This window comes from Anaerocolumna cellulosilytica (assembly GCF_014218335.1).
Lineage (GTDB): Bacteria > Bacillota > Clostridia > Lachnospirales > Lachnospiraceae > Anaerocolumna > Anaerocolumna cellulosilytica.
On record NZ_AP023367.1, the window covers coordinates 1,342,414 to 1,357,356 of the forward strand.

Genomic DNA, 14,943 nt, shown 5'->3' on the forward strand with positions numbered 1-14,943 from the left:
AAAGTCATGATTACGTACAAATGTTGTAAACAAACATTAAATTTATAAATTGAGCTGCCCAATATATTTCTGTCAGTAGAAAACAAATTACCAGAAGATATTTGTTTTTATAAAAATGAAATACAATGGCTTATAACAGTGTCTCATGAAAGGATAGCTTATTTAATGAAAATAAAGCCGATATTGAATTTTTAAAGAATCTATCGTTCAGGTAATAACAAGGAATCTAAGAGAAATATTAATTTGAGAATTAAAGATTCTTCAACTAGATTATAGGATATTGAAAATAATGTTAAAATACGACTAACGAAAATACAAATAAAGAAGAATCGGTTTCTGTCAATTGCTTTATACGTTCTGATATGGGACAGTTTGGCTTTGATTATAAATATTACTTATGTAAGCACCTTCTCAGAACTAGAACAGTGATGGTGTTTACATATATAAGACTATTTCGTACATGCTATATTAGGAGAAGCACTATTATGAACATCTGGAAAGATACTAAGTGGAGATGTAACCCTGTACTATATAATACAAAAAGGCGAACTGGCTTAAGATTTCGATTTCAAAGAGAAGTTAACTGCAATGTTAAACGGGCTTGCAAAGACTTTGGAAATTGGCTACGAAAGGAATATGAATTTCCAATACGAGTAGTAATTTACTTTAAAAGTACTCCATATATTAAGGCTATGGATGGAGATTATGTATCAGCAACCTTCTTTGAACCATTTGATAAATTAGTGAAACCATATATAAGAGTAGCAACGGGAGACTATGAGGAAATGCTGTCAGAATGGGGTGAAGATAATGCACTGGCAGCAATTCTAGGCTCAGTAGCACATGAATTAACACATTATTTTCAATGGATTAATGACAGTACTCTGATGAATATGGGAATGGAAAGGCAAGCAAATAATTATAGAAAAAAGATTATTAAAGCGTATGCCAAGACAAGAGAACATCCTTAAGCTGGAGAAGTAATGCTATGACTATGTTAAAAAAAGATTTTAGTTATTGATAATGTCTAGTGATATTTACAGTACATTTTTTTGAAATAAACGGTGATAGCTTCCTTAATAAAGAATGGATATATTTCCATAAGTTCTTTTAAGAGCATGATTTAATATTTTTCACAAAAGTAATGGTAAGTGGTATTAAAAATTTCAAGCTGTATTTTATGGACGGTTTTTATCTTACAGTATGTGAATTAGTTTCATTAATGAAAAGCAAAAAGCATTGGTTATTAATGATTTAATGGAAGTCAAAATTATTGTCAATGAAAAAGTTAAGAGGAATTTTAATGAGTATGTAAAGAAAGAGATAAAAACCAATGAAAATATTAAGTAGAATTTCACTGATGGCAGATTCCAAGGTGCCTACGGATATTGAAAAGAAAATTAGATATTTTATGTTAAAGTGTAAACGATTTGTTATAAATGAAGACATGAATTTAATACTCATACCAATAGATTCGCAGGAATATAAAGAAATCAAGGCATTTCTGAATGAAAACAAACGATATTTTAATAATATTTTTGAGACTTTTGAGAATAAATTTGATAAAAAGGAAATGGAGCAAGCACAAGCATTTGAAATGAAAATAAACAATATTTGTTGTGGCTATGATAATACAACTTCTCAGGAGTACTTTAAAACATGCTGCCGTGAAGGAAAATTATTTATCCAACAAGTAAAGGATTATGAAGTTCCACCAAATGAACTCAGAAAAAGAGAGGTAGTGTTTTCGGATCTATATACGTTTATAATAACTGAAAAAATTATGTTAGAAATTAAAAATAATAGTATGAGCAATATCAAATTCAGGCCAGTATGGCAGCGTAGGGATATAAAAATACCGATTGCATATCAGATTGAAGTTGACGAATTATTACCATCTCTTAAAGAATTAAATAATTGGATAACCTATGCATGTTGTCCTAATTGCGGCAAGGCAGTATATGATACAAACGCTATTGGTCCAATGTATATTACCAAAGATATACTTGATAATTTATATGATTTTAATGCAACCACGGAACAATTTGCAGAATTAAGAGCAAGAAGATTTATCGTTTCAAGGCGTGTTTATGATTTATTTAGAAGTTTAGGTATTAAAAATTTGGATTTTGAGCCAGTTATATTAAAAGAGTAGTTTGGCACTCATTATATAAGGGGAGATGGATTAGTGTTTATACTATTAGCACTAATAATTTGTTTGAAGATAAAAATTTATTTTTTCATTTCTTTTGATTGAATTGAGAGATAGGTTAATATTAAATATGTTTGTTTTAATAGAGTATAGCATAATATTAGCTGTAGATGAGACTGTGAAATAAAGTCTGTAAAATAAGTATTTCGATTAGGCTTTCTATGATAAAATAAATATATTATAGGAGGCCTTTAATTATGGCAAAAAAACGTGAACCGGTCAGAATGACCGAAGGAAAGAAAAACATCATCGCTGCTCTTTTACAGGAATACGACATCCAGTCTGCTGAAGATATCCAGGATGCACTTAAAGACCTGTTGGGTGGCACAATCAAGGAAATGCTTGAAGTAGAAATGGACGATCATCTGGGCTATGTTCCATATGAAAGATCCGAAAACCAGAACTCTCGAAACGGTTATAAACAAAAGCAGATCAGAAGTAAATACGGCGAAGCAACAATTAATGTCCCTCAGGACCGAGAAAGTTCTTTTGAACCTAAGGTAGTTAAGAAAAGGCAGAAAGATATATCGGCGATCGATGACAAGATTATATCCATGTATGCCAAAGGAATGACAACACGTCAGATTTCTGAAACTATCGAGGATATCTACGGATTCGAAGTCAGCGAAGGCATGGTATCAGACATAACCGACAAACTTCTCCCGGAGATTGAACAGTGGCAGAACCGTCCTCTCTCAAGCATTTATCCTATCGTATTCATCGATGCAGTACATTTCTCAGTAAGGGACAACAGCATCATCAAGAAGCTGGCTGCATACATAATCCTTGGTATAAATGAAGAAGGCAGAAAAGAGGTATTATCGATACAGGTAGGTGCCAATGAGAGCAGTAAATACTGGCTCAGTATCCTTAACGAGCTTAAAAACCGAGGTGTACAGGATATACTCATTCTTTGCGCAGACGGGCTGACTGGCATCAAGGAATCCATAGCAGTGGCCTTCCCCAACACGGAATACCAACGCTGCATCGTACATCAGGTGAGAAATACCTTGAAATACGTAGCTGACAAGGACAAGAAGGAATTCGCAACTGACCTGAAGAAAATTTACCATGCAGCTTCAGAAGAAGCCGGACTTACCCGACTGGATGAAGTTTGCACCAAATGGGATGACCGCTATCCGAATGCAATGAAAAGCTGGCATAAGAACTGGGATGTAATCAGTCCTATTTTCAAGTTCTCTGCCGAAGTCAGGAAGGTCATTTATACTACAAATGCAATCGAAAGTCTAAATAGTACATACCGTAAACTCAACCGTCAGAGGAGCGTCTTCCCGAGCGACACATCACTTCTGAAAGCCCTTTACCTAGCTACATTTGAGGCAACAAAGAAATGGACCATGTCTCTCAGAAATTGGGGTAAGGTATATGGTGAACTTTCTATCATGTACGAGGGAAGGCTCCCGATTTAATCTGAGAATGAAATGAGCACGTCAGGAATCTCTGGTATACAGAGTTTTCTTGACATGCTCTTTGTTATTGTTTATAGTGTATCCAAGGATTGGACTGTACAGAAACAGCCTCATGATCCTTAATCTAATTATCATAGAAAGTCATTTACAGACTTTTCTTCACACACTCCTGTAGATGAAATCCCCGGCTGAGTGAGGGGTTTGCCCGCCCTCTACTACGGTTCTTATTCCTTGAGCCGGGGTGTGAAAAAAGTATTATTTTTTATATCGTCTATATTTGGTAAAACTATGTACGTTATTTCCTTTTTTTCAGATTCTAATTCATTTTTATATGACAATAAAATATCCTCAATATTTTCAGGACGAAAAGGGTGAGGTTTATCATACTGTATCAATCTGAACATATTACTGATAGTGTAAATTAACTGATGAAGTATAGTATCGTCTATAGCCAGTATAATGTTTGTTAAATCTGACTTTATTTTTGCCGCTGATCCATCTTGCAAATTATGAAATTCTTCTGTTTCAATACCGTACTTGAGCCAGTTTATATCAATTCGAAGTTTTTTACATATAGCTTGTATGAGCAAATCGGATACAAGCGCACGATTGTTTTCAATCTGGTAGATAGTTTTTTTGTCTGTACCAATTATTTTGGCAAATTGGTCTTGTGTTAATCTCATTGTTTTTCTTAATTCTTGTATTCTGCTATTCATATTAGTCACGTATAATCCAATTATCTTAGATGGTAATTGGATTATTCCTTTCTTCCAGATTCTCTGGGTATTTCTTTCCATCTCTGATATATTTGAAAAGGCACTGTGGATTTGTATCTATACTTTTACAGCTTTGACTGTTACGAGGTGACTCAGACCACAGCTTTTCGTCTACTACTGTTAATCAGTTTGTTAACGCATAGAACCTTTGGTTCATTAGACGTTTCTATTTACGTGATTACACAGCCGAACTCTCTGTGGAAACAACAGTGCCAAAATACATATCAGGAGGTACATACATCTATGTCTCTGTACTTTGTTGGAATTGATATTTCCAAGTACAAACATGATTGCTGCATTATATCTGCAGTCGATCAAAAGGTCGTTTCAAAGTTTACTGTCAAAAATGATAAAGCTGGCTTTGAACATCTACTTACTATTTTTCAATCTCTCTCCAGCCCTGAGTACATAAGAATAGGGTTTGAATCAACAGCCCACTATGCTCTCAATCTTGAACTTTTCCTTGAAAACGCTCACCACAGCTTTATGGAAGTTAATCCAGTCCTAATCAAGGAATACAAGAAATCCACATCTTTGCGGAGAACCAAAACCGACTCTGTTGACTGCGAATCAATAGCTCGCTGGTTAATGACTGTTGCGTACAAACCCCATTCAAAAGGATTTTACCATGCTTATTCTCTAAAGTCATTAACTCGTTTACGGGATCGACTGATTCGCCAGCGTTCTTTTTACCTAGTAAAGATGACTAATTTTCTGGATCATACATTTCCTGAATTTAAGCCATTTTTTAATGAACGACTATCCAAAACTGCGCTGTATCTTCTTGAGAACTATGGTACTGCTGAGAAAATGGCTAAAATGAACTCAGCTTCTTATGACAAGCTTCGCTGTATATCAAGAGGTAAGTTTTCTCCCGGGCAGTTTCTACAATTGAAAGGGCTTGCCGTCAATACCGTAGGTGTTAATAATTCCATCTTTGACGTTGAACTTAACAGCTTATTGACTCTATATAAAGTTCTTGCAAAAGAGATTGGTACTCTCGAAGAAGAAATCAATAAACTTATTGAAGAAGTTCATCCTCATTACATGTCAGTTCCCGGTATTGGTCCTATATCTGCTGCTGTTATTTATTCTGAATATGGCGATATGTCAAACTTTTCGAATTCAGGTCAGATGCTTGCATTTGCTGGAATAGAACCCGGCATAAATGAATCAGGAACCGCATCACACGGAGGCAGAATGGTTAAGCGTGGTTCTTCTCAGCTCCGTTATGTTCTAATTAATTGTTGCCTTCCTTTAATCCGTTTCGATATGACATTTGCAACTTATTATGCCAAGAAACGCGGAGAAGGCAAACCACACAGAGTGGCTATCACCCACGTTGCAAAGAAGCTTGTTAGAGTCATCTATGCATTGGAGAGGCAAGATGTCGATTATAGCGTTCAAAAGCTTCGTTAATACTTATCTTCTTTAGAAGATTTTATTCTATCTGAAATACGATGCATTCAGATGGTTTATTAAAGGTACACTTTTTTATTAGATCAAATATTTATCAAAAAACCCTTGACTATTTATAGTTTGTCACCTCTACTAAATAATACCAAAATAAGAATAATATGTAAATAATTCTGTATTTTTGAATTATTTGCTGATATAATAAAAGTTAAATAGTAAAATATAGTAATTTGATTATTGAGATACGAAAGTAGTATTATAGTACCTATGGGAAGTTAAGGAGCACTAATGGAAAAATGAAATCGGAGGAATAAACATTAAAGAACTATATAAATAATAAGTATAACTAATATCTATATATCAGCAATACTTTGATTTTATAATAGGGATACGGTATTTTTTTAACATACAAATTACATGTTTTTTATCTTTTGTCAGGATAATAATATGTGCAAGTTGAATGTTAGTCATAAATATCTCTCCTTTTTAGTTCACTATTAATATTATATTCAAAAAAAAAATATTTAGAACGGAGGATAAAATGAAATCATTAAATATTTTACATATATCTGATGCACATATTCAAAAAAAGAATGAGAACGAAATCAGAGATATTGCGGAAAAACTAATTTATGACGTCTTAAAAGTTCAAAGTGAGCAAGATATAAAAATAGATTTAGTATGCTTTACTGGTGATTTAATACAACGCGGTGATAAAGCTATTAGGGATGAAAATCAGATGGAAATTGCAAATGAAATATTGGTTCAGCCGTTATTAGATAAATTAGGTTATGAAAAAGATAGGTTTATTATTGTCCCTGGAAACCATGAAGTTGATACTAGCAAAATAGTTAAAGCTACGGAAAAGGGGCTATTAGTTAGCTCTTTAGAAGAAATCAATGAAAATATTATAGATATGAATAAGTCTTATCTTGAAAGGCTTGAATATTTTTACAATGGATTGGACTCCTATTACGAAGATATAATTAGAGAAAAGATTGGATATACATTTATACGCAAAATACATGGAAAACAAATTGGTATTGTATGTATTGATTCATCATGGCGTTCATCAGGCATGGGTACATGCGAAAAAGGACTCATGTACGTTGGAGAGAAACAAGTAAGAGATCTGCTTAAACATATAAAAAATACAGATTTTAAAATTTGTATGATGCATCATCCCTTAGAGTGGTTATCAGAATTTGAATCTACGCTAATTGAACGTGAGATGACGAAATTCGATATAGTTTTACGCGGGCATGTTCATGAAAATGATACAAAAGAAATATGTAGACAAAATATGAAAACAATATATAGTACGGCAGGTAAGTTATATCCTTTAGATTATGCATATGGTCGTAAAGTAGATGGATATAACGGCTATTCTATTTTAAATGTAAATTTTGAAACAAATTTGTGCACAATTTTTATGAGAACATATTATGCAATGCAGAGAGAGGCGTTTGATACGGCAATAAATGTTAATGAAAATGGAAAGATAGTATATCCGTTGAATGGAAATTCAAAAGAAAAGCAAATGGAGTTTAATATAATAAATGGAATTCATGAATATTTTAAACATATGTCTGAAACATTTTCTTTAATTAAAGAGATTGATTCATATTCTCCAATGACACTTGACCAAGTATTTGTTGATCCAATCATTTCTGAAGAGTCAGAATATGTAAAGGAAAAACAAGGAGGAAAAGACCTTATATCATTAGAAGAATTATTAAATAAGAAAGATAATATTATTTTCCTTGGAAAAAAAGAAAGTGGAAAGACATCGCTTCTGCAAAGGATAGGTCTATTGTATATTGAAGAGTATGAAAATAAGGGAGTTATACCTATACATATAGATATGAGACAACTTCCAAAAAAGAATGACAAATTAACAAATGCAACATTATACTTTATCATGAATAATATTCTTGATAATGTAAATATTAATAAATCTAACATAAGAGATTCAATTAGTGATGGAAAATTTATTTTTTTAATTGATAATATTGATATTTCAGATGGAATGCACACTATGATGCTTACTAAATTTATAAAAGATAATAGTAACAACAGATTTTACTTAGCAGTAAAAGAAGAATTTTTTCAATCACTTGACATTAAAAAATTACCTAATTATGGTGATAGTTTTAAAAAGCTATACATTCATTTCTTTGGAAAAGCACAGATTAGGGAATTAGTAACAAGATGGGCTAGTAAAAGAGAAGATATTATAGATATTAATAATGTAGTAGAAAAAATTGATGGATATTGCAATCAAATTAATTTTGCGAAAACCCCATTTAATGTGTCAATATTTATGGTTCTTTGGGATTTCGACAAAAACTTTATTCCACAAAATGAAGGTATTATAATGCAAAATTATTTGGAAATAATATTGGAAAAATTATCCCCTAAAGAAAGTTATAGAAGTACATATTCATTTCAAATTAAACAACATTTTTTAAGTAATCTGGCATACAAAATGCTTCAAAAAAATGAATATTACTTTACAAAAAAAGAGTTTGATGATTATATATATGAGTATCATAAAAGTAAGGGTTATATAGAATCTAAAAGTTTATTTTCTGTTTTGTTTTTTGAAAAAGGGATTCTAAGTATTACTGATGATTTAGTCATTTTTAGTCATACAAGTGTACTTGAATATTATTTAGCTGTATATGCAAAGGATAATAAAGTATTTGTACAGTATATGCTTAAAAAAGGAAATAGAATCAATTTTCACAATGTAATTTGTTTTTACTCAGGGCTTATACAAAATTGTGAGGCATTATTAGATAGTATGTCAGAAACAATAATTGAATCCATCATTGACAGCATTGACGTGATTGATAAATTAAATAAGCTTGAAATTATGGCAGATTTTAAACTTCCAAAAGAGGAATTATTGGAGAGATTAAATGAAAATCGTCCAACATTAAAAGAAATTGATGATTTAAGTGATATTACAAATAAAAAAAATGATGTTGCATTTACTGAAATTAGTAAGAAAAATAATATAAAAATAGATGCTCCTAAAATATTAAATACAGAAACAAAAAATCAAAGTGATGACATAAGTGAACAAGAAGCAGAAAATTTTTATTCATTATTGCAAATGTATGGTAGTGTTCTTAAAAATGCGGAATTATTAGATAATAAATATAAAATTAGTCACTTAGAAAATTATATGTATGCAATGAATATATTTCTTGGAGAAATATTACAAGTAGCGGAAAAATGTAATGATGAACTAAGCATTGAGGATTTAAAAAAGAATCTTGTTCTTGATGACTCTGAGGAGATACTGGAGATACCAACGGAACAGGAGTTTAAAGAAATTAAAAATATAATTATGGAGGTAGCAAAAGTCTCATTTCCTATAGCAATACAAAATTTTATTTTAGAAAATGTAGGTACTCCAAAACTGGAAATGGCTATTGATGACTTAATGTCAATGAAAGTTGATAAACCATTTGAAAAATTTATGTTAGTATTTCTTAAATGTGACCTTAAAATAGAAAATGGAATGTCTGAATTAAAAAGATATATTCAAAAAGAGGATTCAGAAAGCATTTTGAAATTGATTTTGATAAAATTAATTTTTTATTATAGAATGCGTTTCTTTGGGACTAATTCAAAAACAGATACTTACCTTTTAGATTTAATCATTGGAATTCAGATTAAGCTCCATCCTGAAGAAAATGAAATATTAACAAAATCCTTTATAAGTAACAGAGAATATGTTAGAAAAGTAATGGCAAGACAAATAAAAAAGGATGGAACTGGAACACTAGGTTGATAAGCATGGGGAAAATGGAGCTAATTTATGTTATGTATTATAAGTTCTTTAAAATTATTACTTTTATTTGTTTGGTTAACCGGTAATGTCATAAGAGTTTATATTAAAATAGACTTGAAAAGAAAAAATCTTCTGAAGTCAGTAAATTCAGGTTATAGTAATATAAATGAGCCGGGAATTGCTTTCAGAATATGGTATAGATGGCTGAAAATTGTTATTATTCCGTTTACTGTGGCTATGGATATCATAAGTCTGGCAGTAGGATGATTCCAACACATTGAATTTTACATCAATTAAAATCCATAAGAAGATATTTTCTGATAAAAATATCTGCCATCAAACCCAAAACAGTATGAATATAATCATTTTACCGTCATCACATCAGGAACAATAAATCTTCGGGTATGGGAAAAGGAATACGCTTTTAAAGCTTTGTGTACCTTGAAAAATGATTTGGAAGTGGAACAGCTTTTTGTTGATTATTGGGAATAGATTATAAATAATGGTGCAAGTTAAATAACTTCCCATTATATTTATGGGGTAAAGTAAGCGAGTAACATACAAATTTGAATTTTATGGAGGAACTGATTGTGGGGAAAAATATAAGTGACTATTTGTTTGACGCAGGTAGCATAATGTTAAATGCAACAAAAGATGTTGTACGAAGGCATGAAGATGAGTCTGTTCAGGAAGAACGAAATATTGGAGCAGGGATTCTTGCTGAAGCATTGCTCGAAGTAAATGTTAAGGATGATGTTATTATACGTTTGGTTCAGAAATACTATGGTTTGAGTGAAAGAGAAGCCGAAGAACTGATGATTTCTGAAAGAACCATAAATATGCCATGTCAGGAATTAGAGACATTTCTTGTGCGTTCAGAAGGATACACAAGAGACGAAGCTGTCGATTTCATTTATAAAAAAGATATTCCAGATTTTTTGAGAGAAAATAAAGAATATTGGAAATTATCACCAGGGGAGTTGCTTTCTAAAGTAAAAAAAGAGCAATAGAATTATTGGAAGATATTTCAACTGATTTCGATTCGTAGGGAATCCAAACTTCCCATTATTTTTATGGAGGAAATAAGCGAGTAACAGATAACTTAGAATTTGTAGAATAGGATGAGAAAAATGATTGAATATTTATGGGATGGAGAAATGGATTATGGATGGGAGGGCTTATCGAATCTCGTAAAGTGTACTTCGGAGAAATACGCGGATAGTATTTTAAAAGTTGTTGATTTATCTCCAAATGAAGAAAGTAGAAAACTAATAACAATAGAGTGTTTAGAAAGGTTTTTGAGCATATCAAACATATTAGCAGAACAAATATTGAATGGATATTATTACCAATATGAAGATATAGAGGATAACAATACGAATGCACAAAAACTCAATTCTTGGATATTGCTAGGTACTTTGACGGAAACAACATTACAGATGTTTTTAGCTTTTTATTTAGATGACTTTAGATCAGCCCATTGGCAACAATGGATTGATTTTGAGATAGATAAAGTACAAACACCACTTATAGAATCAGTTACTAAATTGGTTGATGAAGGCATAATCGATAGTGCCCAGGGGAAGTCATTAAAAAAAGCTGTTAAAGATACGATAAAGGAACATACTCGCGAACATGAAGTACCAATGATTATGTTAGATGAATTGATACAATTCTACAAATCAGAAAAATTATTTGACGAAGATGAATACAATTATTTGAGGGAAATTCAAAGTAATCGAAATGGTATTCATTCATTTAAAAGTAGGATAATTGGATCTTGGGGTGACTTACAATATAGTGTAAGGTTTTTTTGTTATCTATTAGAATGGGTTATAAATCATCTTCCAGATATACCAGATGAGGAATATTAGTTGGCATACTTAGATTTTGAATAATTGTGAGCCTATTGGACTTATTATTGTAATTGACAATTCTAAGTCTGAAAAGTAAAACAAATTCCAATTTATGAGGAACGTCAACTTTCCATTATATTTAACATGTATACAAGATTGTAGCAATAATGTGCAATTGCTGGTACAAGTACTGAATGGGATAAAACTAAATAAAAGACAAGGTGGTGATGTTGAAATGGGAAATGTATCACTCGAAGTATCTATACCGTTGGATGAAGACAGCTTTCTTGAAATGGAATGTGATTTCTGTAAAAATCGTTTTATGTTACATAAAGATGTTTTTGAAGATGAAGACAATTTACATTTTTTTTGCCCAATCTGCGGGCTGCCAAACCAAATTAACACATTCTATTGCCCTGAAGTTCTTGAGAAGGTAGAACAAAAGGCTCTGAACTATATGTATGATGAGATTGAACGTAAAATTGGCGGGTCAATAAGAAAGATTAACAAAAGCGGATTAATAAAGATGTCAATGAAAAGACCTAAAAGAGAGCCTGAAAAGGAATTGTACAAACCAGCATATGATTATAATCGCGTTCACCAGGAGTGTTGTAATATCGATGTGAAAGTGCAAGACTTAGATAATGAGATAGGCATATATTGCCCTATCTGTGGAGGTACTAATTTATGAACAAGAAGGAGTTGCGAAAGATTTCACTGCAATATAGAACACTTGCGTCACAAATGCTCAAGGTAGATTCGCAAGAAGAAATTAATCTTATTAAGATGTTTTTTGACTTCATAACAGACACGGCTTTTATTTATGATTATATTAAAGAATGTAATCATGTTACTTATGACTTTAAAACTCTTTTTGAAGAAAAGACCTGGAATGATAAGCTTGAACTACCATCAAGCCAAAAAGACTTAATCGATTATGGGTATCAGTTACTTAATTACATATTAGATGGATCTAAACAACTGTTTACGCTTGGGCAAGGTTACACAAGCAGCAACAAGTTTCGTGAGATGATATCCGCTTTTATGAGAAAAGTAGTGGAACCTTTTGTAGTGGCGTTGAGAAGTTATCTTGAGCTTAGTTTAATTGATTGTGATAATGAAGATCGTGTACAGACAGATACAGTCAAAACTGTATTTTTATCATATTGCCAGAAAGACTCTGACATTGCTAATTTAATCGAAACTGAACTTGGTAGCAGAATAACTGATAAAGCCAGAATTTCTAGAGATATCAGAGATGTTGAGTACCACGAAAGTTTTAAGAAATTCATGCAATCAATTGAAAAGCACGACTTTGTAATAACAATCATTAGCGATAGATATATAAAATCGAGAAATTGTATGTATGAAGTCTTGGAAGTAGTTAGAGATAGAAATTTTAGGAATAAGCTTATTTATATTGTCCTTAATGAAGAAGATAAAAAATACTACAAGGCGGAATGTCCTGATATTGTTGGAGCTGATGTCTATTCGACAGCTGGTCTAACTAAATATAGCTTGTTTTGGAAGCAAAAGTTGGAAGAATTGCAAGAGCAAATTGATTCTCTTGGAGACCCAACATATGCAATTACTCAAATAAAAGAGAAGAAGATCGTACAGAAAATATTGTTAGATATTCCAGAATTCATGGAATTTGTTAAGGATAGTAAAGGGGTATCATTGTCTGAACATATCAAAAAACATTTTACGGATGTCATAAGTTTTATGGGGCTATAAACACTTTCAATGTACATAAAATCAACTTTATTATTAATGATGTTAATTGGTTTGATGATTGGCGAAACAGAAGCTCATGCTTGTCAAGGATGGGAAATGATGATAAGTCAAGTTATTTAATTTCCCATTATATTTAAACTAAGACTTTAGGATATTGCTTGGCACCAAATACGGATGGGAATATCATGATAAAGAAGAACAGGGGAAATATTAATAAAATAAATCTAAGGATTATAATACCAGCGAATTACGGACACTGCAGACTTACATTAATATAAAAAATAAAAAATACTATAAAATGAAGATTACATTTAATGGCGTCCAACATAGTATGATCAAAGCAATCAATTATTATCGGCTAAGCAGAGTACACAAATCCTGTATCTAAATATGAGGTGATAACAGATGAGAATTCTTAATAAATCATTGGAAAGTTTATTTTGTACAAATATTGAGAACATAACCATTAGACAATGCAGCAATGGGGATGTTAATTCATCTTATATAGCATATTATAAAGAAAAAAATTTATTATAACAGAATATATGGATTATGAATTGTTAGGAAATATATGGAGATTGTTAAATGTTGAGGAGCAGAAATATATAAAAAATCAAGCTTTGATGATACTTGATAAAATGAATTCCATCGAATCTGATTATTTTGGAGGAATATATAAAGACGGGAGAATAGAACGATTTAGTAAGTGGACTGATTCTTACAAAAACATTGTGGAAACAGCATTAGGAGACTGCTTACGTTATGGAAGCTTAGCAGAAAATGAATGTAAAATTATAATAGAAAAAGTGAATGAAAATTCCAGAAAATTGAATCAAGGGATACAACCTAAAGCAGTATTTTCACACATGGATTTACATTGGAATAATATTTTCATTGATATGAGTACTAAACAGATTAAGGGAGTTTTTGACTTTGGAAGCGCTTTATATATACCTTGTTATATGGGATATTTCCGCTTGAATCGTGGATTTCTATCTGGAGCAAATTGTTTTTATCATGCAGATACGATTTGTCCTATAGAAATAAATGATTATGAATATGAATGTGCTGAAATTCTAAATACATTAGACTATTTTACTTTTCTTTCTTATAAGAAGTATTTGATCAAAAAATTTAACTTTATAAATAGTAATTTTCTTTAATGATTCTATGGTTAAGTTTTCAAATGGCCAGTCAAAATTTGGCTCAAAGTCATTTGACATGTCACTATCGTCAATGTAATCATGACACAACTCACAGAATTTTGCCCATATATCTTTTATCTTCTTATAATTATAATATCGATAAATATTCTCAACCCTTTTTAAGCCGAATGTTTCATGATATGTAAGGTGTATATATGAATAATCAGTTTCTTCGCAAAAAAATCTTCCTCATCCTCATATTCATAATCCATATGCCAGCTTTATCATACCCAGTAGTTATAATTGGAGTTATGTGTCCGCATTTAGGGCATTTAAAATTAGTAACTAATATGTAAACCTGATTTTGAACCACACAGTTCCCATTCTGGATTGGAAATTATCGTCGAAACTTAATATAATCCTCTTTTCTTTCTACATACCATTGTTTTTTCCTTGGACTCCATTTGGCATCATCTTTTTCATCATAAGGTACATTGAGATATAACGGCATAATATAGCTCCCCTCTATTTATCCTGTGTTTGGCATTTATTATAAGAATTATTTT

The 14,943-nt window shown here is 31.5% G+C and carries 13 protein-coding genes; 11 read left to right on the forward strand and 2 right to left on the reverse strand.

Going from position 1 to position 14,943, the window contains the following annotated elements; all coding sequences use genetic code 11:
• The first annotated feature begins 485 nt into the window (after positions 1–485).
• The 3 genes from acsn021_RS05870 to acsn021_RS05880 all read left to right on the forward strand — a co-directional run bounded on the left by acsn021_RS05870 (position 486) and on the right by acsn021_RS05880 (position 3,642).
• A complete protein-coding gene (locus acsn021_RS05870) occupies positions 486–971 on the forward strand; it encodes a hypothetical protein (protein ID WP_184090965.1) in 486 nt (161 codons plus the stop codon).
• 362 nt (positions 972–1,333) lie between these two features.
• A complete protein-coding gene (locus acsn021_RS05875) occupies positions 1,334–2,155 on the forward strand; it encodes a hypothetical protein (RefSeq protein ID WP_184090967.1) in 822 nt (273 codons plus the stop codon).
• 254 nt (positions 2,156–2,409) lie between these two features.
• Positions 2,410–3,642, forward strand: a complete 1,233-nt coding sequence (locus tag acsn021_RS05880) for an IS256 family transposase (RefSeq protein WP_184096201.1) — start codon at positions 2,410–2,412, stop codon at positions 3,640–3,642.
• 224 nt (positions 3,643–3,866) lie between these two features.
• Here the strand turns inward: acsn021_RS05880 and acsn021_RS05885 are convergent, their stop codons facing one another.
• Positions 3,867–4,358: a helix-turn-helix domain-containing protein gene (locus acsn021_RS05885; RefSeq protein WP_184092999.1), complete on the reverse strand. Its 492-nt coding sequence runs from the start codon at positions 4,356–4,358 to the stop codon at positions 3,867–3,869.
• 303 nt (positions 4,359–4,661) lie between these two features.
• Between acsn021_RS05885 and acsn021_RS05890 the strand changes: the two genes are divergently transcribed.
• From acsn021_RS05890 to acsn021_RS05925, 8 genes are all read left to right on the forward strand, one after another.
• Positions 4,662–5,837 carry an IS110 family RNA-guided transposase gene (locus acsn021_RS05890; protein ID WP_184092998.1) on the forward strand — a complete coding sequence of 392 codons (1,176 nt, stop codon included), beginning with the start codon at positions 4,662–4,664 and terminating at the stop codon, positions 5,835–5,837.
• A gap of 538 nt (positions 5,838–6,375) precedes the next feature.
• Complete coding sequence (locus tag acsn021_RS05895; protein WP_184092997.1) at positions 6,376–9,639, forward strand: metallophosphoesterase; 3,264 nt, start codon at positions 6,376–6,378, stop codon at positions 9,637–9,639.
• Between the two features lie 27 nt (positions 9,640–9,666).
• Positions 9,667–9,906, forward strand: coding sequence for a hypothetical protein (locus acsn021_RS05900; RefSeq protein ID WP_184092996.1), 240 nt, complete (start codon positions 9,667–9,669; stop codon positions 9,904–9,906).
• A gap of 323 nt (positions 9,907–10,229) precedes the next feature.
• Complete coding sequence (locus tag acsn021_RS05905; RefSeq protein ID WP_184092995.1) at positions 10,230–10,649, forward strand: hypothetical protein; 420 nt, start codon at positions 10,230–10,232, stop codon at positions 10,647–10,649.
• A 120-nt stretch (positions 10,650–10,769) separates the two neighbouring features.
• Positions 10,770–11,513 (forward strand): hypothetical protein, encoded by a 744-nt coding sequence (locus acsn021_RS05910; RefSeq protein WP_184092994.1) that lies wholly within the window; start codon positions 10,770–10,772, stop codon positions 11,511–11,513.
• Positions 11,514–11,730: 217 nt separating this feature from the next.
• Positions 11,731–12,186 (forward strand): hypothetical protein, encoded by a 456-nt coding sequence (locus acsn021_RS05915; protein ID WP_184092993.1) that lies wholly within the window; start codon positions 11,731–11,733, stop codon positions 12,184–12,186.
• Complete coding sequence (locus tag acsn021_RS05920) at positions 12,183–13,232, forward strand: toll/interleukin-1 receptor domain-containing protein (protein ID WP_184092992.1); 1,050 nt, start codon at positions 12,183–12,185, stop codon at positions 13,230–13,232. The genes acsn021_RS05915 and acsn021_RS05920 overlap by 4 nt, the downstream gene beginning before the upstream one ends.
• A 545-nt stretch (positions 13,233–13,777) precedes the next feature.
• A complete protein-coding gene (locus tag acsn021_RS05925) occupies positions 13,778–14,395 on the forward strand; it encodes a phosphotransferase (protein WP_184092991.1) in 618 nt (205 codons plus the stop codon).
• A gap of 379 nt (positions 14,396–14,774) precedes the next feature.
• Here the strand turns inward: acsn021_RS05925 and acsn021_RS22820 are convergent, their stop codons facing one another.
• Entirely contained in the window at positions 14,775–14,888 is a 114-nt protein-coding gene (locus acsn021_RS22820; RefSeq protein WP_243167870.1) for a DUF5710 domain-containing protein, read from the reverse strand.
• Positions 14,889–14,943: the final 55 nt, after the last annotated feature.

Excerpts from the sequence above, each read along its gene's own strand:
- acsn021_RS05870 (WP_184090965.1), top strand. The coding sequence starts at position 486 with ATGAACATCTGGAAAGATACTAAGTGGAGATGTAACCCTGTACTATAT.
- acsn021_RS05875 (WP_184090967.1), top strand. The coding sequence starts at position 1,334 with ATGAAAATATTAAGTAGAATTTCACTGATGGCAGATTCCAAGGTGCCT.
- acsn021_RS05880 (WP_184096201.1), top strand. The coding sequence starts at position 2,410 with ATGGCAAAAAAACGTGAACCGGTCAGAATGACCGAAGGAAAGAAAAAC.
- acsn021_RS05885 (WP_184092999.1), bottom strand. The coding sequence starts at position 4,358 with ATGAATAGCAGAATACAAGAATTAAGAAAAACAATGAGATTAACACAA.
- acsn021_RS05890 (WP_184092998.1), top strand. The coding sequence starts at position 4,662 with ATGTCTCTGTACTTTGTTGGAATTGATATTTCCAAGTACAAACATGAT.
- acsn021_RS05895 (WP_184092997.1), top strand. The coding sequence starts at position 6,376 with ATGAAATCATTAAATATTTTACATATATCTGATGCACATATTCAAAAA.
- acsn021_RS05900 (WP_184092996.1), top strand. The coding sequence starts at position 9,667 with ATGTTATGTATTATAAGTTCTTTAAAATTATTACTTTTATTTGTTTGG.
- acsn021_RS05910 (WP_184092994.1), top strand. The coding sequence starts at position 10,770 with ATGATTGAATATTTATGGGATGGAGAAATGGATTATGGATGGGAGGGC.
- acsn021_RS05915 (WP_184092993.1), top strand. The coding sequence starts at position 11,731 with ATGGGAAATGTATCACTCGAAGTATCTATACCGTTGGATGAAGACAGC.
- acsn021_RS05920 (WP_184092992.1), top strand. The coding sequence starts at position 12,183 with ATGAACAAGAAGGAGTTGCGAAAGATTTCACTGCAATATAGAACACTT.
- acsn021_RS05925 (WP_184092991.1), top strand. The coding sequence starts at position 13,778 with ATGGATTATGAATTGTTAGGAAATATATGGAGATTGTTAAATGTTGAG.
- acsn021_RS22820 (WP_243167870.1), bottom strand. The coding sequence starts at position 14,888 with ATGCCGTTATATCTCAATGTACCTTATGATGAAAAAGATGATGCCAAA.